General features: G+C 66.1%; 21 protein-coding genes. 1 reads left to right on the forward strand and 20 read right to left on the reverse strand.

The features are described from left to right. Window positions 1–142 precede the first annotated feature (142 nt). From ACUJB0_RS27560 to ACUJB0_RS27635, 16 genes are all read right to left on the reverse strand, one after another. Window positions 143–643, reverse strand: a complete 501-nt coding sequence (locus ACUJB0_RS27560; protein ID WP_444848038.1) for an FxDxF family PEP-CTERM protein — start codon at window positions 641–643, stop codon at window positions 143–145. Between the two features lie 240 nt (window positions 644–883). Then, on the reverse strand, window positions 884–1,558 hold the full coding sequence (locus tag ACUJB0_RS27565) for a type II secretion system protein (protein ID WP_444848039.1): 675 nt from the start codon (window positions 1,556–1,558) through the stop codon (window positions 884–886). After that, entirely contained in the window at window positions 1,558–1,938 is a 381-nt protein-coding gene (locus tag ACUJB0_RS27570) for a type II secretion system protein (RefSeq protein WP_444848040.1), read from the reverse strand. The genes ACUJB0_RS27565 and ACUJB0_RS27570 overlap by 1 nt, the downstream gene beginning before the upstream one ends. Then, on the reverse strand, window positions 1,932–2,408 hold the full coding sequence (locus ACUJB0_RS27575; protein WP_444848128.1) for a type II secretion system protein: 477 nt from the start codon (window positions 2,406–2,408) through the stop codon (window positions 1,932–1,934). The genes ACUJB0_RS27570 and ACUJB0_RS27575 overlap by 7 nt, the downstream gene beginning before the upstream one ends. 7 nt (window positions 2,409–2,415) lie before the next feature. Continuing rightward, window positions 2,416–4,395, reverse strand: coding sequence for a secretin GspD/PilQ domain-containing protein (locus ACUJB0_RS27580; protein ID WP_444848041.1), 1,980 nt, complete (start codon window positions 4,393–4,395; stop codon window positions 2,416–2,418). After that, a complete protein-coding gene (locus tag ACUJB0_RS27585) occupies window positions 4,395–4,949 on the reverse strand; it encodes a hypothetical protein (protein ID WP_444848042.1) in 555 nt (184 codons plus the stop codon). Before ACUJB0_RS27585 ends, ACUJB0_RS27580 begins: the two co-directional genes overlap by 1 nt. Continuing rightward, the gene (locus ACUJB0_RS27590) at window positions 4,946–5,521 is read right to left on the reverse strand and encodes a hypothetical protein (protein WP_444848043.1); all 576 of its coding nucleotides are present in this window, start codon (window positions 5,519–5,521) and stop codon (window positions 4,946–4,948) included. The genes ACUJB0_RS27585 and ACUJB0_RS27590 overlap by 4 nt, the downstream gene beginning before the upstream one ends. Continuing rightward, window positions 5,506–6,051 carry a PilN domain-containing protein gene (locus tag ACUJB0_RS27595; protein WP_444848044.1) on the reverse strand — a complete coding sequence of 182 codons (546 nt, stop codon included), beginning with the start codon at window positions 6,049–6,051 and terminating at the stop codon, window positions 5,506–5,508. The genes ACUJB0_RS27590 and ACUJB0_RS27595 overlap by 16 nt, the downstream gene beginning before the upstream one ends. Then, window positions 6,048–6,890, reverse strand: coding sequence for a hypothetical protein (locus tag ACUJB0_RS27600; protein ID WP_444848045.1), 843 nt, complete (start codon window positions 6,888–6,890; stop codon window positions 6,048–6,050). The genes ACUJB0_RS27595 and ACUJB0_RS27600 overlap by 4 nt, the downstream gene beginning before the upstream one ends. Further along, complete coding sequence (locus ACUJB0_RS27605) at window positions 6,883–8,598, reverse strand: GspE/PulE family protein (RefSeq protein ID WP_444848046.1); 1,716 nt, start codon at window positions 8,596–8,598, stop codon at window positions 6,883–6,885. Before ACUJB0_RS27605 ends, ACUJB0_RS27600 begins: the two co-directional genes overlap by 8 nt. Further along, a complete protein-coding gene (locus ACUJB0_RS27610; protein WP_444848047.1) occupies window positions 8,595–9,791 on the reverse strand; it encodes a type II secretion system F family protein in 1,197 nt (398 codons plus the stop codon). Before ACUJB0_RS27610 ends, ACUJB0_RS27605 begins: the two co-directional genes overlap by 4 nt. A gap of 30 nt (window positions 9,792–9,821) precedes the next feature. Beyond that, window positions 9,822–10,265 (reverse strand): type II secretion system major pseudopilin GspG, encoded by a 444-nt coding sequence (gspG, locus tag ACUJB0_RS27615; RefSeq protein ID WP_117014642.1) that lies wholly within the window; start codon window positions 10,263–10,265, stop codon window positions 9,822–9,824. Between the two features lie 148 nt (window positions 10,266–10,413). Beyond that, window positions 10,414–11,202 (reverse strand): XrtB/PEP-CTERM-associated transcriptional regulator EpsA, encoded by a 789-nt coding sequence (gene epsA / locus ACUJB0_RS27620; RefSeq protein WP_444848048.1) that lies wholly within the window; start codon window positions 11,200–11,202, stop codon window positions 10,414–10,416. Window positions 11,203–11,204: 2 nt separating this feature from the next. After that, entirely contained in the window at window positions 11,205–11,930 is a 726-nt protein-coding gene (gene phoB / locus ACUJB0_RS27625) for a phosphate regulon transcriptional regulator PhoB (protein ID WP_444848049.1), read from the reverse strand. Window positions 11,931–12,132: 202 nt separating this feature from the next. Further along, the gene (locus ACUJB0_RS27630; protein ID WP_444848050.1) at window positions 12,133–12,765 is read right to left on the reverse strand and encodes an NF038129 family PEP-CTERM protein; all 633 of its coding nucleotides are present in this window, start codon (window positions 12,763–12,765) and stop codon (window positions 12,133–12,135) included. 12 nt (window positions 12,766–12,777) lie between these two features. Continuing rightward, a complete protein-coding gene (locus ACUJB0_RS27635; protein ID WP_444848051.1) occupies window positions 12,778–15,804 on the reverse strand; it encodes an ExeM/NucH family extracellular endonuclease in 3,027 nt (1,008 codons plus the stop codon). A gap of 224 nt (window positions 15,805–16,028) precedes the next feature. Here ACUJB0_RS27635 and ACUJB0_RS27640 point away from each other — a divergent pair, with 224 nt between their 5' ends. After that, a complete protein-coding gene (locus ACUJB0_RS27640) occupies window positions 16,029–16,547 on the forward strand; it encodes a PEP-CTERM sorting domain-containing protein (protein ID WP_444848052.1) in 519 nt (172 codons plus the stop codon). Between the two features lie 49 nt (window positions 16,548–16,596). Here ACUJB0_RS27640 and ACUJB0_RS27645 read toward each other — a convergent pair whose 3' ends face one another. The 4 genes from ACUJB0_RS27645 to ACUJB0_RS27660 all read right to left on the reverse strand — a co-directional run bounded on the left by ACUJB0_RS27645 (window position 16,597) and on the right by ACUJB0_RS27660 (window position 21,134). After that, window positions 16,597–17,127, reverse strand: a complete 531-nt coding sequence (locus ACUJB0_RS27645; protein ID WP_444848053.1) for an FxDxF family PEP-CTERM protein — start codon at window positions 17,125–17,127, stop codon at window positions 16,597–16,599. Window positions 17,128–17,419: 292 nt separating this feature from the next. Then, the gene (locus tag ACUJB0_RS27650; protein ID WP_444848054.1) at window positions 17,420–18,370 is read right to left on the reverse strand and encodes a TIGR03790 family protein; all 951 of its coding nucleotides are present in this window, start codon (window positions 18,368–18,370) and stop codon (window positions 17,420–17,422) included. 182 nt (window positions 18,371–18,552) lie between these two features. Beyond that, on the reverse strand, window positions 18,553–19,968 hold the full coding sequence (locus ACUJB0_RS27655) for a mannose-1-phosphate guanylyltransferase/mannose-6-phosphate isomerase (RefSeq protein WP_444848055.1): 1,416 nt from the start codon (window positions 19,966–19,968) through the stop codon (window positions 18,553–18,555). After that, a complete protein-coding gene (locus ACUJB0_RS27660) occupies window positions 19,965–21,134 on the reverse strand; it encodes a nucleotidyltransferase family protein (protein WP_444848056.1) in 1,170 nt (389 codons plus the stop codon). Before ACUJB0_RS27660 ends, ACUJB0_RS27655 begins: the two co-directional genes overlap by 4 nt. Between the last annotated feature and the right edge of the window lie 239 nt (window positions 21,135–21,373).

Raw genomic sequence — 21,373 nt, forward strand, 5'->3', positions numbered from 1 at the left:
CTCGGATGGCGATGGGCCTTGGACGCCCACCGGATCAATGCTCCGCTGGCCTTACTCAAGGCCTCCGTCGGAGTCTTTCCACACCTAGCCGCTACATAGCCAAAAAAAACCCGCCGAGGCGGGTTTCAAGAGCAGCTAAAACTTAAGCTGCTTTTTTTGCTTTGCGACGAGCAACAACACCCATCAGTGCCAGGCCGCCCAGCAGCATGCCGTAGGTTTCTGGTTCTGGTACTGGGGTGATGGTCACGGTGCCGTTGTAGTTGGCTGCCGCAGGACCGCTAACAATGGTGCCCCACAGTTTCAGGGTGAATGGCGAGTTGTCGGTCACGTCGAAGAAGCCCGAGCTGCTTTTCTTGCCGGTCGACAGGTCGTCCGGTGCTTGACCGTTCAGGCTGGCAGCGGTGATACGGGTGTTGGTGCCCGAGTAGCTCAACAGAACTTCATAGCTGCCGGCAGCCAAGCCGGTGAAGCTGATCACGTCGTAGCCGGTGCTGGTTGGCGTGTCATGGTTCGAGAACAGTGGGCCAACGCCGGTGAAGGTGTAAACCGGACCAGCGGTCACAGCGACGGATTGGTCAGCAGCCGAAGCAGCAAACGAAGCGACAGCGAACAGAGCGCCAACAGCGATAGATTTCAATTTCATGTGATTTCCTTAATCAAACGAATTGTGGCTGCGCTTTCGCCAACCACCGAATAGTTAATAGGAGTACTTCGGGAAGAATCATAACATAAGAATATTAATTCCAATTGTTATTTTTCCATTTTTAGTTTCTTTTAAATAACTTTTCCCATGTTGTGAAAATATCAGGGTAAATGTCAGGGAGTAAACTTAAAAACCGTAACAATTCGAGAGAAAAATTTTTAAAAATTGGCTTCCAAGCCGCTAGTCCTGTGGTTTTTCAGGCGTTTCGGGGATGTGCGGCTCGGCCGGATCGGGCCGAACTTCCGGCCGCTCCGGCGGACTGACCGGCGCCTCCACCGGCGGTTGCGGCGGGGGCGGAATCGACGGAGGCGCGGCTTGCGGTTTTCCGGGCGCGGGGGCGGTGAGGTGCGGCGACGGCCCCGTCATTTCGGTCGGCACCGCCCCGGCCAAGGCCATGGAAAACTTCCAGTCGGAAATATGCGCCTTGCCTTCAAAACCCGTGTAGCGGGCCGGGAAATTTCCCACTTTCACAGGCTTGGCGTCGGACAGACTGTAGACCGCCAGCACACCGACCTTGTCGCCGAGATACAGGATGCCCCACTCCGCCTTGCCGGTCATCGGATCGACAAACAGTTTGCGCAGGTGCCGGCGGGTTCCCGGGAAGCGCGGATCCTTCAGCAGCTCCTTCAACGAAGGCGGCTGCGGCGGCATTCCGGCCGGCGTGGCGTCGGCGTAGCTTTTCAGGGCGTCGCTGAACGCGGCGCCGATATCGAGCAGCTCGATCTCCGCCCGGCTGCGCTGCACCACCGACCCCAGCTTCAGCGCCGTGGCCGTCACCAGGCCGATGATCGCCAGCAGGATCAGCAGGCTGAGGTAAGTAAAGCCGCCCACGCGGCGCAGGCGCGGCGCCCTCATCACCAGTCGGAGTAAGGCTTGCCGCTGCGGTCGTTGCCGGGCGCGCCGCTCTTGATGTTGTAGACCCCTCCCTTGCCGGTGTCCTCCGGCGGCACGATGATCCACGTGGTGTCGCTCTCGGTGATCGGGTCGACCGGCATCGCGCGCAGGTACTTCTTCTCCACCAGCTGCTCCAGCGAGTCGGGATAGCGGCCGGTGTCGCCGTAGTATTGGTCGAGCACCTGCCGCACATTGCGCAGGTTATCGGCCAGCACCACCTCCTTCGACTTGTCGATGCTGGGGAAGTAGCGCGGCACGGCCAGCGTCAGCATCAGCGCGACAATGCCCAGCACCACCAGCAGCTCGATCAGCGTGAATCCTTTGGTCTTCATGGTCACCATTTTCTGTAGGGTACGCCGTTCAGGCCGGTCTTCTCGCTCAGGCTGTAGACGTCGTAGACATCCTCGCCCTCCTTCGGCTGGTCGGCGTCGCTGGCGTAGCTGCGCTTGCCCCAGGTCTGGCCGTCGCTCAGCGCGGCGTCCGGATTGAACGGATCGCGCGGCACCCGGCGCAGGAAGTAGATCTTGGTGTGCTTGGGATTCTGCGCGTCCGGCACGCCTTCCACCAGCAGCTCCAGCGTCTTCGGATAGCCGGTCGCGCCCATCGCCTTGGCGACACGGCCCTGGTCGTAGGCCACCTTATAGGCGTCCAGCGCGCCGCGAATCTGGTGCAGCGCCTCGCGCAGCTCCTGCTCCTGGCGGCGCTGCACCACCACTTGCGCGGTCGGCACCACCAGGGCGCTGAGCAGGCCGAGGATGGCCAGCGACACCAGCAGTTCGATCAGCGTGAAGCCACGGACGCGCTTCATCATCATGGGATTACTGCTGCGCCGGCGGAATCGGCGCCGGTTCCGGTTCAGGCGGCGGCAGCACCGGCTGCGGCTGTTGCCCCTGGCTGGGCGGCAGCGGCGCCGGCTGGCCCTGCGACAGCGGGATCGCCTGCACCGGTGGACGCGGCGGCGACGGTTGCACGCCGGCCGGCGGCGGCAAGGCACCCGGCGACGGCGGCATCAGCACGGCGGGACGCGCGCTCAGGTCCGGACGGCGGCGGAAGCTCGCCTCGGTGCCGGCCGAGAACTCCGATGCCGATGCTTCGGGACGCTGCACATTGCGGATCAGATGCGGCGTGATCGACAGCACGATCTCGGTCTTCTGGTTGTCGTCACGCTTGCTGCCGAACAGGCGGCCGACGATGGGCAGGTCGCCCGCGCCCGGCACGTGGTTGGCGGTGCCGCGCTCCTCGTTGTTGATCAGGCCCGCCAGCACCTGGTTCTCGCCATCCTTCAGCTGCAGCATGGTGGTGGCCTGGCGCGTGCCGATCTGGTAGGCGGTGCCGCCGCTCTTGGTGGTGATGGTGCCGGTCAGGTTGCTCACCTCCAGCTGCACGCGGATCGCCACCTCGTCGTTCAGGTAGACCGTCGGCTCGACGTTCAGCGTCAGGCCGACGTCGACATAGGTCACGTTGTCGCTGGCGAAGCCGCCGACGCCGGACGACACGGTGGTGGTAATCACCGGCAGCTTGTCGCCGATGACGATCTTGGCCTTCTCCTTGTTGCGCACGCGGATGCGCGGATTGGCCAGCAGGTTGGAATCCGTGTCGTTCTTGTTGGCGTTGATGCCGGCCGTGACACCGGTCACGCCGATGGTGCGCTGGTTCAGGTTATTCAGGTCGCGGATGGTGATGCCGGTGCCGCCCGAGGTGGACAGCGGCGCCAGGCCGACGCCGGTCGGCCAGACCACGCCCAGGTCCATCACGCTGCCCTTCTTCACCTCCAGGATCTCCACTTCCAGCATCACTTCCGCTTCCGGCGCGTCCTGCAGGGCCACCAGCTTCTCGGCCAGGCGGATCGCCTCCGGACTGTCGCGCACGATCAGCAGGTTGAGTTTTTCATCGACCACCACGTCGCGCGTTTTGAGGATGGTCTTGAGCGTGTTGGCCACCAGCTTGGCCTCGGCGTTCGCCAGGAAGAAGGTCTTGACCGTCATCTCCTGGTATTCCTTCAGCTTGGCCGCCACGTTCGGGTAGATCAGGATCGTGTTCGCATCCATCACCTGCTGCTCCAGCTGATTGGTCAGCAGCAGGAAGTAGATCGCCGATTCGACGGTGCTGTTCTTCAGCAGGACCGTGGTGCGCTGGTCGGTCTTGACGTCCTTGTCGAACACGAAGTTCAGGCCGGAGCGGCGCGAGATCACTTCGAACACCTGCTTGAGCGGCGCGTCGCGGAACTCGATCGAGATCGGCTGCTTGTAGGCTTTCGACAGGCCCGGTTCCGCCGCCGGCGGCGCGATCTTCTCGCTCACCTCGCGCAGCATCAGGCGCGCCTTCTCGTTGGCCGGGTTCTCGACCAGCATCGCGTTGAGCTTTTGTTTGGCCAGTTCGTACTCGCCCTTGTTGACGTGCGCGCTGGCGGCGGCGAGCAGCTTGGTCTGGCGGGCGTCCCGCTCCAGCGCGCGCAGGCCGGCGCGGGCGCGCTCGTTGAGCGGGTCCAGCGCCTGCACGCGGCGGAAGCCCTGTTCCGCCAGGTCCAATTGACCCTCTGACTGCTGGCGCTCGGACTGGTCGAGCAGGCGCAGTGTGGCGCGGTCGCGTTCCAGCAGATAGGCCGAGCGGTATTGCGCGTTGCCCGGATCGGCCTTGACGGCTTCCTGGAACTTGAGCAGGCCGGCCTCGATCTGGTCCTTGGCGATCAGGTCGCGGCCATCGCGATAGGCCATTTGTCCGGCACAGCCGCTCAGGGCGATCGCCAGCATGGCAGGCAGCGCGGCGCGGCGGCCCAAATTCTTCAGATGACTAGCCATCAGTCGAGGACTCCAATATTGATCTGTTGTACCTGATTCAAAGGCAGATAGGTGACCGACATCAGCGGCGGCGCGATCTTCTCGACGCGGTAGGTGCCGTCGATGACGGTTTGGTTTTTGACGACGTAAGTCTTGTCGCCGCGCGCCAGGTAGACTTCCCAGGCGCCGTCGGCGACGGCCTTGCCGAGCACCGTGAACGGCATCGGCGGCGCCACCGGCGCGGGCGGCGGCGCGTTCGACACGGGCGGCGGAGGTGGCGGCGGCGGATTCCAGTTCTGTCCCTGGAACACGCCCTCGCCCGCCGCGAAGGTGGCCTCGCCGGATTCGCCGACCAGTGTGGCGCGCGGCGTCAGGCGCAGGATGGCCACTTCGGGCTGCGGCTTGCCGTCCTTGCCGGCGCGCGGAGCGGGCGACGTTGGCGCAGCTGCCGGGGCGGTCGAGCGGCTGCGCGCCACCGGCTCGGCGATGTCGCCGGATGGCGAGTTATCGCCGAACAGCACCAGCCCCGCAGCGGCGGCCAGCGCCACGCCCATCGCGATCTGATAAGGCTTCATGGCTCGCCATCCTTCAGGTACAGCGTGAAGCGCAGGCGCGCCTCCACCGTGGTTTCGGCGATGGCTTCGCGGCGGAAGCCGATTTCGTCCAGCGACGCGAACGGCATGTCGCCCAAAGCCTGCATGGCGAACTGCCAGATGGACTGGTACGGCCCCTTCACCGGCAGGATGATCTGGTAGGTGCTGACGCGGCTGGCCTTGTCGTAGCCGGCTTTGTATTCGCCCTGGCTCAGCGTCAGTTTGTTCTTGGCCGCCAGGTCGAACAGCACCTTGACCTGCTGCTCGGCGTAGCGCTTCTCGCCCAGCACTTCGTAGAAGCCAGCCAGGTTCTGGTTGGCCGATGGCGGCGGCGGTGCGGTGACGAGCGACGCCGGCGTCGGCAGAGGACGCGCCATCAGCCGCGCCTGCGCCGCGCGTTGCGGCAGCAGCCAGGCCCACGCGGCGACGCCGGTCACGCACAACGCGATGACGATGCAGGCCGGCGCGCCGATGCGCGTCAGCGCCAGGCGCGTGCGCAGCGCGATGGCGGCGAGGTTCACGGTATCCTTAACAGGCGTCATCGGGCTACCCATGTGGCCTCCAGCTGGAAGCGCAATGGCCGGTTGGGATCTTGCTCATTGATTTCGTGGCGGGTCAGGACCACCCCGGTGAACAGCTCCTGCTGCTTGAGCTCCGCCACGTAGGCCACCATGTCGTCGCTGGTCTTGGTCTCGGCGGTGATCTTCAGCGCCTGCTTGCGTGGGTCCGGCTCCATCGCCACCAGCGCGACGCTGCGCGGCGTGGCCGCGGCCACCGCGTCCTGCAAGTCGCGCCACGGCAGGTTCAGTTGCATGATGGCGCCGTTGACGAAGACGGCCTGCCCTTCCGGTATCGCCACCTGCGCCACTTCCACCGGCCGCGCCGAGATGGCCGCCGCGCGTTCGCGCACGTGGCGCAGCTCGTGCTCGCGCAAGCGCTGCTGCTCCACCAGTTTCCAGCCGCCGAACGCCGCCGCCGCGCACAGCAGCAGGCCGGCGCCGCCCAGCGCCAGCAGCGCGGGGTGCGTGTGGAACAGGGTGCGGCGCAGGCCGCGCGGGGCGAAATCGATCTGCATGTTCTTCATGCCGCGCTCCCGCCGCGCGCCATCAGCGCCATCGTCGATAGGCCGCCGCTGGACGCTTGCTGCGACTGGTCCAGCGCCGCGCATGCGATGTGGGCCGGATTGGCCACCGGCTTGCTCCACACGGCGGGCGCGGCGCCGCATACCTGCAGCAGCTCCGGCGCTTCCATGTCCAGCAGCAGCGCCTCGCGCTTCAGCGTCTGGCCCAGCCAGTATTGGTCGGCGCCCTGCCCGGCCGGCATCGGCAGCGCGCGGATGGCGCGGATGCTCTTGCCGTCGGCTTCGATGGCGGCCAATGTCAGCAGGTGGTCGTGTACGAGGCCGAACCACGCGCCGGGTTTCAGGCCGCGCCGCCAGCGGTTGTAGGCGGTGATGAAGTGCGGTTCGATGCCGACGATGTGCAGATTGAATTCCTCCGCCACCTTGCCCAACACGGCCAGCAAGGCGCGCGGCACGGCGGCGGCGAAGAACGGCTGCGTGGCGCTCCAGTCGCCGGAGATCTGCCAGGCCGATGGCGACTCGCCGTACAGCGACTGGAAGCGAAATCCGGCCGCCGCTTCGATGTCGGCCAGGCGCGCGGCGTCCGGCGGCGGCACGACGCGCCACAGGCGGGTCAGGTCGTCGGCCAGCACGATGCTGACCGGCCAGCCGCCGACTTCCTGCTCGCCCAACAGCGCGCGCAAGGCATTGGCGATGGCGTCGAACGGATGCTCGCCCGACGGCGCGAAAGCATGTTCGGCCAGCACGGTGACCGGCTCGCCGCGCCAGCGGCTGATGCGCAGCAGGCTCACGGCAAAGCCGGAGACGCCGATGCGCAGGGATTGTCCAATTGCTCTACGCATGCAAGGTCACTCGTTTGATTTCGGCCAGCGTGGTGCCGCCGCGCTTGACCAGTTCCAGCGCCGCCTGGCGCAGGCTGCGCGTGCCGTTGGCGTAGGCCGCCTGCTTGATCTGGCGGATCGGCCGCTTGTCGACGATCAGTTCGCGGATCTCGTCGTTCAGCGTGAGGATCTCGGCGATCGAACGGCGGCCTTTGTAGCCGGTGCCGCGGCAATCGCCGCAGCCCTTGCCCTGCATGAAGCGGTACTCGTAGACGTCGGCGCGGGCCAGGCCCACGCTGGCCAGTTCGTGATCGTCCGGCGTGTACTGCGCCGCGCAGTGCGGGCAGTTGATGCGCACCAGCCGCTGCGCCCAGATGCCGTTCAAGGCCGAGACGAAGGCATACGGGTCGATGCCCATGTGCGTGAAGCGGCCGAACACGTCGAACACGTTGTTGGCGTGGACGGTGGTCAGCACCAGGTGGCCCGTCAGCGCGGACTGCACGGCGATTTCCGCCGTCTCGCGGTCGCGGATCTCGCCGACCATGATCTTGTCCGGGTCGTGGCGCAGGATGGAGCGCAGGCCCTTGGCGAAGGTCAGGCCCTTCTTTTCGTTGACCGGGATCTGCAGGATGCCGGGCAGCTGGTACTCGACCGGGTCTTCGATGGTGATGATTTTCTCGCGGCCGTTGTGGATCTCGGTCAGCGCGGCGTACAGCGTGGTGGTCTTGCCGGAGCCGGTCGGCCCGGTCACCAGCAGCATGCCGTAGGCTTCCTGCGCCAGCACGCGCAGCGTGGCCAGCGACGGCGCGTCGAAGCCCAGCGCCTCCAGCGTCAGCGAGCCGTAGGCTTCGATCATGGCGCGCTTGTCGAGGATACGGATCACCGCGTCCTCGCCGTGGATGCTCGGCATGATGGAGACGCGCAGGTCGATCTCGCGCGCGTTGGCCTCGACGCGGAAGCTGCCGTCCTGCGGCACGCGGCGTTCGGCGATGTCCAGTTCCGCCAGCACCTTCAGGCGCGAGATGATCTGCTCGGCGACGTCGATGCCGTTGACCGAGGTGGCGTGATCGAGCACGCCGTCCACGCGGTACTTGACGGCCAGGCCGCCGGCGGTGCTTTCCAGGTGGATGTCGGAGGCGCCGGCTTTGAGCGCATCGTACAGCGTGGAGTTGACCAGGCGGACGGCGGGACTGGCCGCTTCCGACACCGAGGCGAACGACAACACGGCGGCGGTCTTGCCGTCGCGCCGGCCCTCGCTGGCGCCGGGCAGCAGCGTGTCGGTGGCGCGCGCGGATTCCTCCTGCTTGGACAGGTAGGCCTGGATGTCGGCCTGCAGCGCAAGGCGCGTTTGCAGCGGCGCGTGCGGCGTGGCGCGCGCCTGCGTGCCCAGCCAGGTTTGCAGATCGAGGTCGAACGGATCGGCGATCACGCCGACCACCAGGCCGTCGTGCCCGCGCAGCAGCACGCAGTGGCGCGCCAGTGCTTGCGACAGCGGCAACAGGTCGAAGGCCGGCGTGTAGCCCAGCATGTCGACCGTCTCCAGCACGGCCATGCCGAACGGCTGCGCCAGCGCCTGCACCACCAGGCGCGGTTCCATGTCGGTCAGCGCGACCAGTTCCTCGACCAACGTGCGCTTCGATTGCTGGCGCAGGTGGCGGGCGCGCGCGACCAGCGCGGTGTCCAGCGCCGGCACCACGGCGGCGATCTGCGGGGTGGCCTGGGCCGTCATGACATGTCTCCGGCCAGATCGAAAATCGGCATATACAGCAGCACCACGATGGCGCCGACCACCAGACCGATCGCGGCCATCAGCAGCGGTTCAAAGGTTCGGGTGAAGCGTTCTATCCAGCGGCTGATTTCGCCGTCGTAGAAGGCCGCGGACTGGGTCAGCATCGGACCCATGTCGCCGGTCCGCTCGCCCACGCGCAGCATGCGCAGCGAGATCGGCGTGGTCAGGTTGCTGGCCTCGAAGGCGGTCGACAGCGGCAGGCCAGATTCGATGTCGGCGCGCGCCGCCTGCAAATTCTGGCGGATGCCGGCCGAGACCATGCCCTGCACCGTCTCGATCGCGTGGACGATGGTGATGCCGCCTTCGCTGAGCATGCCCAGGGTCAGGTACAGCCGCGACAATTCGTAGATGCGCACCCGCTCGCCGATGCCGGGCAGGCGCGCCAGCAGGCGGGCGAAGCCGCCGTTGCCCATCAGCTGGCGCACGCCCAGCACGAGCGCGCCCAGCACGGCGGCGATGCCGCCCAACAGCAGCGTGGTGTGGGCGCCTGCGAACTGGCCCCAGTTGAGCATTTGCTGCGACAGCCACGGCAGGTTGCGGCCGGCGCCCTGGTAGACCTCGGCGAAGCGCGGCACGACGTAGCCGATCAGGAACAGGCTGACGCCGCCGCCGACCAGCAGCAGGATGCACGGATAAATGGCGGCAGACACCAGCTTGCCGCGCACCAGGTCGATGCGCTGCTGGTAGTCGATGAAGCGGGACAGGGAACGCGGCAGGTCCGAGGTGCCCTCGGCCGCCTTGACGATGCCGATGTACAGCGGCGGGAACAGGTCGGGCTGCTCGGCCAGCACGGCGGAGAAGCGCTGGCCTTCGCGCAGGCCGGACAGCAGGCGCTCCAGCACGCCGCGCGTGACGGGGCTGGTTTCCTTTTCCAGCAGCGCCTCCAGGCCTTCGACCACGCCCAGGCCGGCGGTCAGCAGCGCCAGCAGCTCCTGGCTGAACAGCACCAGCGAGAGGCCCTTGCCGCGCGGCTTGCCACCGCGCAGGCCGAGCCCTCCACGCGCCGGCGCGATGGCGCTGACGTACAGCCCGCGCGCCTCCACCTGGCGGCGCGCGTCGGCCTCGTCGCGGCCATCGATCACCAGATGGGAGATGGCCATATCGGCCGACAAGGTGCGGACATCGAACTGCATGGCGAAAACGGCTTTCCGTGTCGGCGAGGCTTATTGTGAGGTGATGTCGGCGTCTTCGCCGGTACCGCCGGGCTGGCCGTCGCGGCCCAGCGAAGTGATTTCAAACTCGGCCTTGGTGCCGGGGGCCTTGTACTGGTAAGGGTGGCCCCATGGGTCCGGCGGCACGCCCTTCTTCAGGTAGGGGCCGTTCCACTTGGCGCCGGCCGTGGCGGGCGCGACCAGCAAGGCGGCCAGGCCTTCGTCGGTGGTCGGGTAGCGGCCGACGTCGAGGCGATAGGTGTCCAGCGATTTTTCAAACGCCTCGATCTGCGCCTTGGCGATGGTCACTTCCGACTTGCCCAACTGGGCAAAGTACTTGGGACCGACATACGCCGCCAGCAAACCGATGATCACGATAACGACCAGCAATTCCAGCAGGGTAAAGCCGCCAGCCTTGTGCGCTGCGGTCTGACGGTGATACTTTGCGACTTCCATCCGAACGACTCCTTAATTCGCTAAGCCCAGAGGCTAGAAGTCAGAGGCTACCATGCGGTTTGCATACTCGACAATCTTTTCTTGCCGTGCGCGCGGGCGCAGCGCCAGATTGCCACGGTTTCAAACAGGAGGGCAAGCCGGCAAGTTATCAGGCGGCCTGCGCCAGCGCCAGCGCCGGCTGCTCGAACAGGTGCAGCGCCATGCCGCGGGCAATGGCGTGGGCGCGGTTGGACACCCCCAGCAGCCGGTACAGCCGCTGCAGATGGTTCTTGACGGTCAGGCCGCTGATGCCGAGGATCAGGCCGATTTCCTCGTTGCTTTTCCCCTCGCGCACCCAGTACAGGATCTCAACCTCGCGCGCGCTGGCCGGCCGCGCCAGCGCGCCGGCGCGGGCCTGGCGCTGCTGCAGGTTGATGCGCTGCAGCGCCATGTGCAGGTGCGGCAGCAGCAATTCCAGAAAGTACGCATGACGCGCGCGCGGCCGCTGAGGCAGGCCGAACAGCACAAAGAAGGTGGCGCCGCCCGGCAGCCATCCGGTGCCGTGGAGCAGCAGGTTGTCCAGGCCGAGGTCGCGCAGCTCGCCCAGGAACGGCGCCAATGCATGACTCTCGGCGCCCGGCGTGGCGTCCAGCAGGGCCGGCAAGCGCACGCCCTGGCGGCAATGGCGCGCCAGCCGCAGCGCCAGGCCATCGTCGCGGTTGGCCAGCCGGTCCAGCAGGCCGGCGTCCAGCACGGTGCTGTGCACGCACTCCACATGCTGCACCTCGTCCTGCGGGCCGAACTGCAGGCACAGCATGACCTGGTGTGGCAGCAACGCCTGCAGCTGGCCCTGGGTCCACAGGAAGAACTGGCGCGCCTGCCTCACCGGCAGCGCCGCCTCGATCGCGTGCAGCAGGTACTCCTGCTCCAGCTTGCTGAGTATGACCAGCTGGTCCACGTTCAGGCCTGGGCGCCCATGGCGGCGCGTTCGCCGGCGATGTAGCGGTAGCCGCTGCCGCGCACGGTTTCGATGCGCTGCTGGTGGCCGCTGGGCTGCAACGCGCTGCGCAGGCGGCCGACGTGGGTGTCGACGGTGCGCTCGTCCAGGTAGACGTCGCTGCCCCACACCTGGTCGAGCAGCTGGGCGCGCGTGTGCACGCGCTCGGGGTGGTTCATCAGGAAGTTCAACAGCTTGAATTCGACCCGGCCCATGGCCAGCTCGCGGGCGCCGGCCGTCACGCGCAGCGTGTGCGGATCGAGCTGCAGGCCGTTCATCCGCACCGCGCCGGCCTCGTCCTGCCGGACATGCGACTGGCCGCGGCGCAGCAGCGCGTGCACGCGGGCCAGCATCTCGCGCGGGCTGAAGGGCTTGGTCATGTAGTCGTCGGCGCCGCTTTCCAGCGCCATGATCTTGTCCGGTTCGCCACAACGGGCGGTCACCATGATGATCGGCAGGCCGCGCGTGGCGGGCTGCGCGCGCAAGCGGCGGATCAGCGACAGGCCGGACTGGCCCGGCAGGTTCCAGTCCGTCATCAGCAGATCCGGCAGGCCGTCCTCGATCATCAGCAAGGCGCTCTCGGCGTCGCGCGCGCGGCTGACCGTGTGCCCGGCCATGCCCAGGTTGAGGGCCAGCAGTTCCTGGATCGCAGGTTCGTCTTCAATGACAAGGATATGGGCGGGTAGCATGGCAGATCCAAGTAAAGGAAATACTATGCAATAAACAAACTGGCATTACTAATATGATTTCTATTGAAAATTCAGATATTTTTAATATATATCCAGTCCCCGCCTGCCCCGCTTGCCGTTTAGAAGAGACGATCTAAAATTGTTGCGCGCATAAAAAAAACGACACATCGCTGTGTCGTTTTTGCGCCGCGCCGCTGCGGACTCAGGCTTGAAGCTTGCGGCGGCGGGCCAGGCCCACCAGCGCCAGGCCGGCGCCCAGCATGGCCCAGGTCGCCGGTTCAGGCACGGCGCTGACGTGCACGCTGGCGCTGTCGAAGCCGCTGGCCACGAGGCTGCCGCTGCCGCCGGCCGTGGCGGATGGCGTCCAATCCAGGTGCAGCAGGCTGTAGCCGTCCGGACCGGTCGCGCCCAGCACGCCGTCCTCGGCGGCGTTGATCAGCGCCACCGAGAAAGCGGAGCCGGCCTGGCTGGCGCCGGCGTTGCCGCCGATGGTGACGTTGAAGCCGACCTTGCCGCCGCTGAAGCTGACCTCATGAAACAGATCGCTCGCGCCACCGGCGGTGCTCATGTGGAAGCCGGAAGCCAGCGAGCCGGTGACGCCGGTCGCCTGCGCCGTCGCGGAGTCGCCGAAACCGATGAAACCGCTCAGGTCGGCCCACGCCGCGACCGGGTCGAGCGGCGCCGGGTTGAATTGCAGATCGATCCAGCCCTTGTTGCCGAAGCCGGCCGTGTCGAGCTCGATATGGAAGGTCGCGGCGGCCGATGCCAGCGAGGCGCAAGCGCTCAGCGCCAGGGCCAGCGCGGCGCGGCGGATGGTGGTGGAGGTGATGAACATGTGCATGAATCCTTAGAAAGTGCCGCTGGAAATTTTGACCGACGAGTACGTCACGCCGCCGGTACCGGTCTTGGTGAACGTGGTCGGCACCGAGACGCTGGCGCCGGGCGCCAGGCCGGCGCCGACCGAGATGTACGGCGAGCCGTCATGGACGCCGCTGGCGTTCACCAGGGTCGCGCCCGCCACCAGGCCGACCAGCTCCACCTGCAACGGTCCTTGCAGCGCGGCGCCGCCGGTGTTGGTCAGCGACAGCGTGCCGGTCCATTTGCCGGTCAGGCGGTTCAGCGTCAGGCCCGAGGCCACGGCGCGGATGCTGCCGGTGACGTCGGTGTACGGCGCCGCCAGGTTCAGGCTGATGACCACCGGATCGTGGTCGGACGCGCGGTACGGCGCGCTGGTGTACTTGTCCTGCGGCTTGCCGTCGGTGTTGTAGTCGACCACGGTCGGCTCGTCGGCGTTGTTATGCCATTCGGCGGCGCCCGCCACTTGCGGGCTCAGCGCGGCGCTGGCCAGCGCGTGGTCCAGGTAGCCCGCCTCGCCGTTGAACACGAACGAGTACGGCATGTCGCCGGCGCCGCGCACAAAGCGCTCCAGCTGGTTGACGTAGCCGGTGGCGGTGATGGTGTTGATCGGATCCTCCATGCCGTAGGAGTTGAAGTCGCCGATCAGCAGCACCTTGGCGTCGCCGGCCGCGCTGACCACCTGCGGCACGAAGGTGCCCACCAGGCGCTGCGCCTGCTGGACGCGGGTGGCGTTCCAGCAGCTCTGGCTGTCGTTGTGGTCGGCGTCCGGACCGCTGGCCGGGCAGCTGCCCTTGGACTTCAGGTGGTTGACCACCAGCGAGAACCTGGCGCCGTTGGCGGCCTTGAAGGTTTGCGCCATCGGCGGACGGTTGTTGATGGCGTCGCCGTCGGTCATGGCGTCGCCGACCCGGGTCAGCACCGCCGGCTTGTAGATCATCGCCACGCGGATGGCGTCGGTGCCGGTGGTGGCCGGCTTGGGCACCACGGCGTAGGTCTTGAGGCCGGTGCCCGGCGAGATCGCCTCGTTGAGCGCGTCCACCAGCTTGGTCACGGTGTATTCGCCGCTGTTCTGGATTTCCATCAGGCCGAAGACGTCGGCGTCGATCGCCTTGAGTTCGCCGACGATCTTGGTGGTCTGGCGATTGAACTCGTTGAGGTTGTCGGCGCCGCGGCAGTTCGATTTCGACACCGAGCCGCCCAGCGAGCAGCCCTGGTTGGTGTGGCCTTCGACGTCGGTGCCGTTGGTGAACGTGGTGAAGTAGTTCAGCACGTTGGCGCTGGCGACCTTGACGTTGCCCGGCGCCAGCGCCGGCGGCGCGGCGCGCGGATTGTCCTGCGAGAACACCGGCGCCACGGTGGGCTGCAACTTGAAGCCGGCGCCGCCGCCGCCCTTGGCGCCGAAGTCCACCACGCCGGTCAGGTCGGACACCGTGTCGCCGGCGCGCAGCGAGCCGTCCGCGCCCAGGTAGGGAATGGTGGTCGGCGCGACAAACAGGCCGTCATCCAGCACGATCTGGTTGAGCGCGTTGGCGGCGGCCTGCGCCAGCGCTTCCGGCGTGCCGGCGCGGTAGCGGTTGGAGGCGATCTCCAGGCGGCCCGACGACAGCGTCACTTCGCCGCGGCTGCCCAGGAACTCCAGCTGCGACACGGTCAGCGCATTGGTGAAGCGCACCAGCATGCCCTCGACCTGGCCCAGGTTGGGGTGCGGCAGCTGGACGTTGGTCGGCGTGATGCTGATGCCGCCGGCCAGCTTGACGATGGCGGTGATGTTCTGCAGCTCGGTGTAGGCATGGCCGCCGGCCACCGGCGCGTAGTCGGTGACGCTGCCGGTGATGCGGAGCTTGTCGCCGACCTGCACGGTGCCGAGGTTGGCGGCGGTGGTGTAGACAAACAGGCCGTCCGAGGTCGAGGGGTCGCCGTCGCCGGTCTCGTCCTGCATGAAGAAGCCGGAGCCGACCTTGGCGGTGACCACGCCTTCGGTGGTCTGGATGGTGCCGGCGTACGGGCTGGTGTCGCCCGAGCCCTGGATTTGCGGGATCGTGTGGGTCAGCGCGGCCGGCGCGGCCACGCTGACGTTGATGGTGCAGCTGGTCTGCTGCGACTGGTTGTTGTCGAAGCGGACCGTCACCGGATAGGTGCTGGCCTGCACCGAGGCCGCCACTTGCAGGCTGACGGTGGCGTTGCCGCCGGCGGCCGGGGCGGCCTGGAAGTTGACCAGGCTGATGCCCGGCACGGCGGTCGAGGTGATCACGGCGTTGTTGACGATGCCGTCGCTGTCGGTGGCGCTGAGGTCGGCGCCGCCGGCGACGCCATAGGCCAGCGACAGGCCCGGCGGACAGGTGGCGACGATCGGCGGCGCGGCCGGCACGCCGCAGGCGTGCAGCGCGCTGGCGCTGTTGCGCGGCGCCGGCGCGCCGGCGGTGAAGTCGGTGGCGTTGTTGTCGGCGTCGGTGCAGCCGGCGGCGGCGCGCAGCGCGGCGGTGGTGTTGCTCAGCGTCGGCGCGGCCGCGCTGCCCTCGAAGTAGCCGGCCGTGCCAAAGCCGACCAGGTCGACATAGGAGCCTGCGGCCGGAGCCGCGCCCGCCAGCGCGCCGACGTTGCTGACCAGCGCCACCTTGCCGGCGGTGCCGCTCAGCGCCAGCGTGCCGGTGGTATCGGGCGTGGGCAGGTCGTCGGTGCCGCCGGTGCCGGCCGATTCCTGGACCAGGAAATACTGGCCGGGCTGCAGCACGGTGTTGCCGGCCAGCTTGGTGAGCTGCCAGCTGCTGCCGGTGGCGCTGGCGTACTGCACGCTCCAGCCGCTGATGTCGACGGCGCTGTCGCCGCGGTTGAACAGTTCGATGAAATCGTTCTTGTACCTGGCGCCGGAATTGCCGCCGCCACCGTACACCTGGCTGATGACGATGGGCGTCGCGGCCTGGGCCGACAGCGCGGCCAACAGGGCGGCGGCCAGAATGGTGCGGCGGCCAGGCGTGGCGGCGGCCCGGCTGCCCGCCGTAGGGAAGAGTTTTTTCATGAACAGTCCTGGAATATTAACAAATTGATTTTAAAGCTTGCAATTTGCATATTACGATCCGGCCGTGACGCCATGATGACGTGGGTTTAGTCCATTCGGACTAAGACGTGGCAAGCGCGACATGGTGGTTATTTGCGCCGCACGTGCTATACTAATTTCTATAAGGTAACAATAATTACCAATAAACAACTTCAATTTTGCTGTTCAGGCCAGGGATGAACGCCATGAAAATCCTCCTCACCCAGATCGCGCTGGTATGCGGTGCCGCCTTGCCGACGCTCGCCATGGCGGCAGAAGCGCCGGCCGCGCCGCCTGTGTCCGATCCCTGCGCACCGCAGACGGTAACACCTGAGCGGGCCGCCAGCCAGCAGCCGAAACATTCCATGCATCTGATGCGGCGCGATTGCGGATTGGCCGACGCCAGCCAGGACGCCGACGAGCGCATCAACACCGGTGAGGCCGACCACGATCCCTGGCAACAAGCCGAAGACGCGCTGGAACTGAGCCGCCTGCACAACGACAGCATCGAACACCGCTTGGCCGGTCCGGCCGTGGCGCGTTTCAGCATGGGCGAGGACGGCCGCGGTGTGGCCGGCACGCCAGACGCTCCCCATGCACTGATGAACACCGTACCGTCGGTGCCGGAACCATCGGGCCTTGTGCTGACCTCCGCAGGCCTGCTGTTGCTGGGCGGCTGGTCACGGTTGCGGCGCCGCGCCCGTCCTGGCGCCCGGTCCATATAACGCGACAACGGAGGCCCGGCCTCCGTTGTGCCGGGCACTGCCGACCCGCTCAAGCGCGGCGCCGGCGGGCCACGTATCCCAGCAGGCCCAACCCCGCCGCCAGCATCCCATACGTCTGCGGCTCCGGTACAGCCGACACCGCCAGCGAGCCCACGTAGTTGGCGGCTTTGGCGTTCAGCACGCTTCCGCTGACCAGCAAGTGGTAGGTGTCCGCCACCAAGGGCTTGGCCGACAGCTGCCAGGTCTGCACGCCGCCGGCATCCAGCGATTTGACGCCGTCCAGCGCCATGCCCGCCGAATTGACCAGACTGAAGTTGCTGAACGTGACGCCGCCGAACTCGGCGAGGTTAAAACCGGACAGCAAGGCCGCCAGCGACGACGTGCCGCTCAGATGAAAGTCGTAGCGGTCGGCAAAGGTATTGCCGGCGTTGCCGGCATCGATAGTGCGGGAAAAACTGGCGACTCCACGGCTCAGGTCCAGCACTTGCGTCGCCTGGCTGGCATCGGCCGCCAGCGCCAGCGGCGCCCACCCGGCTCCGGCCAAGGCCAGCACCGCCAGCGCGGTAGTAGTTTTCTTCATATGCATCCTCCATGAGATGGGCGGCCCGGACAGGCCGCATCGTTGTACAACACCTGCACAACGATCGTATCATGGTTGAATTGATATGATTGACTATTTAATATCATCAACTTTCCCGGCAACCACTTCGCGCCAGGCGGAGATCCCCCGCCCCTTGGCGTAGCGGGACGGCCCTCATAGGAGAAAGCCGGCGCCCGGCGGTGCCGCGTCTTCGCGCAACAGGCGAGGTAGGAACAGGCCCACAAAAAGACGGGAAATCTTGAGCCGGGGTCAGGTGGGCGAAGCGGCGCCCTCAGCGTTGGCGGTAAGGCGCCGCCAGCGGTTCGCCGATGAACACGCCCTGGGCCGGCCATGCCACGCTGCGCCAATATGCCTCGATGGCGCTGGCGCCGCGCAGGTATTGCTGCAACAGCACCGTGGGTTGGGGGAATTTCTGCCAGTAGTTGCAGGGCTCGGTGACCGAGCCATAGCTGGCCGTGGCGCCCGCTTCCAGCCAGCGCAGGCTGCTCATCTGTGAACTGCCCAGCAGATCGCCGCCGACCGAGGTCAGGCTGTCGGCCAGCGCGCCCGGCAAGAACTGCAGCGTCTCCAGCTTGGCCACGCGCGCCATGCCGGTTTGATAGATCATGATGTCTTTTTCGTTTTCGATGCTGTCGGCCGACAGCCGCTTGATCGTCAGCTTGCGCGAAGGCACTACCCCCGCGCGCGGGAAGAACACGGCACGGCTGTTGCGTGCACCCTCGCTGGTGGTCAGGTAGTAAGCCGTGGCGACCGGCACCGCGAATCCGCTGGCGACACCGCGTCCGATCAGCGCCTTGGCGCCCTCGACCGAGTCGGTCGGCAACAACATCGACAGCCGCATGCCCTGCTCGCCCTGGACGCCGCTGGCGTTGAAATTCCGGTTGGGCTTGCTGGGGCCGCACGGCTGCGCGCAGACGGCGGCATCGAAGCCCATGGTGTAGGCCGAGGTGATCGAGTTGCACTCCACCGCGTACGGCGCGGTCCACACCATCAGCACGGCCTCGATATGCGGCCCCAGCTTGGCGTCGATCTGCTCCTTCAACTGGTTGAACTGCTCGACGTCGAGCTTGCGCGGACGGTTCGGTATGCGCACGTGGACCACGTTCTCGGCCGGCACATTGCGCGCCTGGCGATAATATTCGCCAATCTCGACGCTGTTGGGCTCATCGTCGTTGATCACCAGCGCCAATTGCTCGGGGCGCAAGCCGGACGGCTTCGCCATTTGCGCTTCAGCGGCGCCATGCCAGCATGCCAGAGCGGCCAGCCACAAAATCATCTTACGCAATGACAATATCCTATCCAAAAAAGTCGTGCCGGGATCCCGGACTGTAACATAGCCCGGCTTCCACCGGCGGCAAAAAAAAACCGCCCGGTCACGGGCGGCTTGCTGCCGGCAGGCGCCGCTTAGCTGCGCTTGTAGACGTCCTCAAAGCGGACGATATCGTCCTCTCCCAGATAGCTGCCCGACTGCACCTCGATCAGGTGCAAGGGCAGCTTGCCCGGATTCTCCAGCCGGTGGTTCATGCCGATTGGAATGTAGGTGGACTCGTTCTCGGTCAACAGGCTGACGGTGTCGCCGCAGGTCACGCGCGCGGTACCGCTGACAACGATCCAGTGCTCGGCGCGGTGGTGGTGCATCTGCAATGACAGCTTGCCGCCCGGATTGACCGTGATGCGCTTGACCTGGAAGCGGTCGCCAATGTCGATGCCCTCGTAGCACCCCCACGGACGATAGACCTTGGTGTGGTGCAGGTGTTCGGTGCGCTCTTCCTTCTTCAGGTGCTCGACGATCTGCTTGACGCGCTGGACCTGGTCCTTGTGCGCCACCAGCACCGCGTCGGCGGTCTCGACCACCACCAGATCCTGCACGCCGACCACGGCGACGATGCGGCTCTCGGCGCGTACCAGCGAACCGGAAACGCCGTCAACATACACATCGCCGCGCAACACGTTGCCGTTGGCGTCGCCGGTCTGCACGTCCCACAGGGCCGACCATGAGCCGACGTCGCTCCAACCGATGTCCGACGGCACCACGATGGCGTGACGGGTATGCTCCATCACCGCGTAGTCGATCGAGTCCGAAGGACTGGCGGTGAAGGCCGCTTCATCGAGGCGGCAAAAATCGAGGTCGCGGTAGCCCAGCCGCACCGCCGCCTCGGCGGCGGTGGCGATGGCCGGCGCCAGCTCGGCCAGTTCGCGCAGGTAGCTCTCGGCACGGAACAGGAACATGCCGCTATTCCAGAAATAATTGCCGGCCGCGACAAAACCCTCGGCGGTCGCGCGGTCCGGCTTCTCGACGAAGCGGTCGACGCTGAAACATTGCTCGGCGGCGGCCGGCTTGCCGCTCTGGATGTAGCCATAGCCGGTTTCCGGCGCGGTCGGCACGATGCCGAAGGTGGCCAGCGCGCCGTCGACCGCCAGCACGGCGGCGTGCTCGATGGCGGCATAAAACGCGTCGACGTCCTCGATCACGTGGTCGGCCGGCAGCACCAGCATCATCGCCTGCGGGTCGATGGCTTTCAGGAACTCTGCGGCGGCGGCCACCGCCGGCGCGGTGTTGCGGCCGACCGGTTCCAGCAGGATGCCCAGGGGCGCCACCTTGATTTCACGCATTTGCTCGGCCACCAGGAAGCGGTGCTCATTGCCGCAGACGATCAGCGGCGCCTGCAGTGCCGCGCGGCCATGCAGGCGCAGCGCGGTCTCCTGCAACATGGTGCGGTCCGATACCAGCGGCAGCAACTGCTTGGGCAATACCGCGCGCGACAGCGGCCATAAACGGGTGCCGGCGCCGCCGGACAGGATCACGGGATAAATTTTCATAGGATGTTGACGACTTTCTCTTCTTTTGGGGCTTCGTTGCTGGCTTCGTTGCGGCGCTTGCTGCGGCGGTCCCGCGCGTTGGCCCATTCATCCGGATCGTAGTCCGACACATGGCGCATCTCGCCGTCGCGGTCGACACTGTAGTCTTTGAAGACGATCATTTCATTGAACGAAACATTTGGTAACACGCGGGTGTACTCGAACAGCACGCTGCGGATCACCTGGGCACCGCTGCACACATGGCTGCCGTGGCCGATCCAGGTCGGGCCGATGATGGTCACCCCGGACTCGATGCGCGAACCGGAGCCGATATAGACCGGGCCGGTGATGGAGGTGCCGTTCCAGTCGATACTGGTGTTGAGGCCGACCCACAGGCCCTCCTCCAGCTGGATGCCGGGCACGTCCAGGTGGGCCACCTCGCCCATCAGCACGCTCTGGCAGACTTCCCAGTAGTCCTTCACACTGCCGATGTCGATCCAGTTGAACGGGCGCCGCTGGGCGAAGAACGGCAGGCCTTTCTCGGCCAGCAACGGGAACAGGTCCGAACCGATGTCGAACGGCCGGTCCGACGGTATCAGGTCCAGCACTTCAGGCTCGAAGATATAGATGCCAGTGCTGACGAAGTTCGACAGCGCCTCGGCCTGCGACGGTTTTTCCTGGAACGACTGGATGCGGCCCTGGGCGTCGGTGACCACCACGCCATAGCTCGACACCGATTCCCACGGCACTTCCTTGGTGACCACAGACGCCAGCGCGCCCTTGCGTTTGTGCTCGAACAGCGCGGACTTGATGTCGAGGTCGATCAGCGCGTCGCCGCACAGCACGATCGTGGTCTCGTCAAAAAAGCCGCCGAAGTTCTGGATTTTCTTCATGCCGCCGGCCGACCCCAGCGGCTGCGGGATTACCTCGCCACCGTCCTTGGTGTAGCCCTCGAACGAATAGCCGATCTGGACGCCGTACTGGTGGCCCTCGCCGAAATAGTCCTCGATCTTCTCGTGCAGATAGCTGACATTGACCATGATTTCCGTCACACCGTATTTGGCCAGGTGCTCGATCAGATAGGCCATGACCGGCTTGCCCAGTATCGGGATCATGGGCTTGGGCAGATCGTAAGTCAAAGGACGGACGCGCGTCCCCTTCCCTGCGGCCAATATCATTGCTTTCATTTTTTGCCTCAAAGTATAAATAGAAAATCGCCGCAACGTTGGGGCGCATCGAGCGCCCCCCTACGATTTTGCCCTCACGGCACGTTTGCTGCGGCGCACCAAAAAAATAGTACGCGATGATACTATAACAAGCACTTCTTAATGTAAAGGCAGCCACGATTGAGTGCGCTGGCCCAGTTTGGCACCGGGATGGTTCACGCCCGCCCCCCCCACCTGCAGGCAATTGATTGACAAATGGA

This window comes from Duganella caerulea, from assembly GCF_040362985.1.
Taxonomy (GTDB): domain Bacteria; phylum Pseudomonadota; class Gammaproteobacteria; order Burkholderiales; family Burkholderiaceae_D; genus Rugamonas; species Rugamonas vulcania.

Coding starts and splice junctions, on each gene's coding strand:
- ACUJB0_RS27560 (WP_444848038.1), bottom strand. CDS start 643: ATGAAATTGAAATCTATCGCTGTTGGCGCTCTGTTCGCTGTCGCTTCG.
- ACUJB0_RS27565 (WP_444848039.1), bottom strand. CDS start 1,558: ATGAGGGCGCCGCGCCTGCGCCGCGTGGGCGGCTTTACTTACCTCAGC.
- ACUJB0_RS27570 (WP_444848040.1), bottom strand. CDS start 1,938: ATGGTGACCATGAAGACCAAAGGATTCACGCTGATCGAGCTGCTGGTG.
- ACUJB0_RS27575 (WP_444848128.1), bottom strand. CDS start 2,408: ATGATGAAGCGCGTCCGTGGCTTCACGCTGATCGAACTGCTGGTGTCG.
- ACUJB0_RS27580 (WP_444848041.1), bottom strand. CDS start 4,395: ATGGCTAGTCATCTGAAGAATTTGGGCCGCCGCGCCGCGCTGCCTGCC.
- ACUJB0_RS27585 (WP_444848042.1), bottom strand. CDS start 4,949: ATGAAGCCTTATCAGATCGCGATGGGCGTGGCGCTGGCCGCCGCTGCG.
- ACUJB0_RS27590 (WP_444848043.1), bottom strand. CDS start 5,521: ATGGGTAGCCCGATGACGCCTGTTAAGGATACCGTGAACCTCGCCGCC.
- ACUJB0_RS27595 (WP_444848044.1), bottom strand. CDS start 6,051: ATGAAGAACATGCAGATCGATTTCGCCCCGCGCGGCCTGCGCCGCACC.
- ACUJB0_RS27600 (WP_444848045.1), bottom strand. CDS start 6,890: ATGCGTAGAGCAATTGGACAATCCCTGCGCATCGGCGTCTCCGGCTTT.
- ACUJB0_RS27605 (WP_444848046.1), bottom strand. CDS start 8,598: ATGACGGCCCAGGCCACCCCGCAGATCGCCGCCGTGGTGCCGGCGCTG.
- ACUJB0_RS27610 (WP_444848047.1), bottom strand. CDS start 9,791: ATGCAGTTCGATGTCCGCACCTTGTCGGCCGATATGGCCATCTCCCAT.
- gspG (WP_117014642.1), bottom strand. CDS start 10,265: ATGGAAGTCGCAAAGTATCACCGTCAGACCGCAGCGCACAAGGCTGGC.
- phoB (WP_444848049.1), bottom strand. CDS start 11,930: ATGCTACCCGCCCATATCCTTGTCATTGAAGACGAACCTGCGATCCAG.
- ACUJB0_RS27630 (WP_444848050.1), bottom strand. CDS start 12,765: ATGTTCATCACCTCCACCACCATCCGCCGCGCCGCGCTGGCCCTGGCG.
- ACUJB0_RS27635 (WP_444848051.1), bottom strand. CDS start 15,804: ATGAAAAAACTCTTCCCTACGGCGGGCAGCCGGGCCGCCGCCACGCCT.
- ACUJB0_RS27640 (WP_444848052.1), top strand. CDS start 16,029: ATGAAAATCCTCCTCACCCAGATCGCGCTGGTATGCGGTGCCGCCTTG.
- ACUJB0_RS27645 (WP_444848053.1), bottom strand. CDS start 17,127: ATGAAGAAAACTACTACCGCGCTGGCGGTGCTGGCCTTGGCCGGAGCC.
- ACUJB0_RS27650 (WP_444848054.1), bottom strand. CDS start 18,370: ATGGCGAAGCCGTCCGGCTTGCGCCCCGAGCAATTGGCGCTGGTGATC.
- ACUJB0_RS27655 (WP_444848055.1), bottom strand. CDS start 19,968: ATGAAAATTTATCCCGTGATCCTGTCCGGCGGCGCCGGCACCCGTTTA.
- ACUJB0_RS27660 (WP_444848056.1), bottom strand. CDS start 21,134: ATGAAAGCAATGATATTGGCCGCAGGGAAGGGGACGCGCGTCCGTCCT.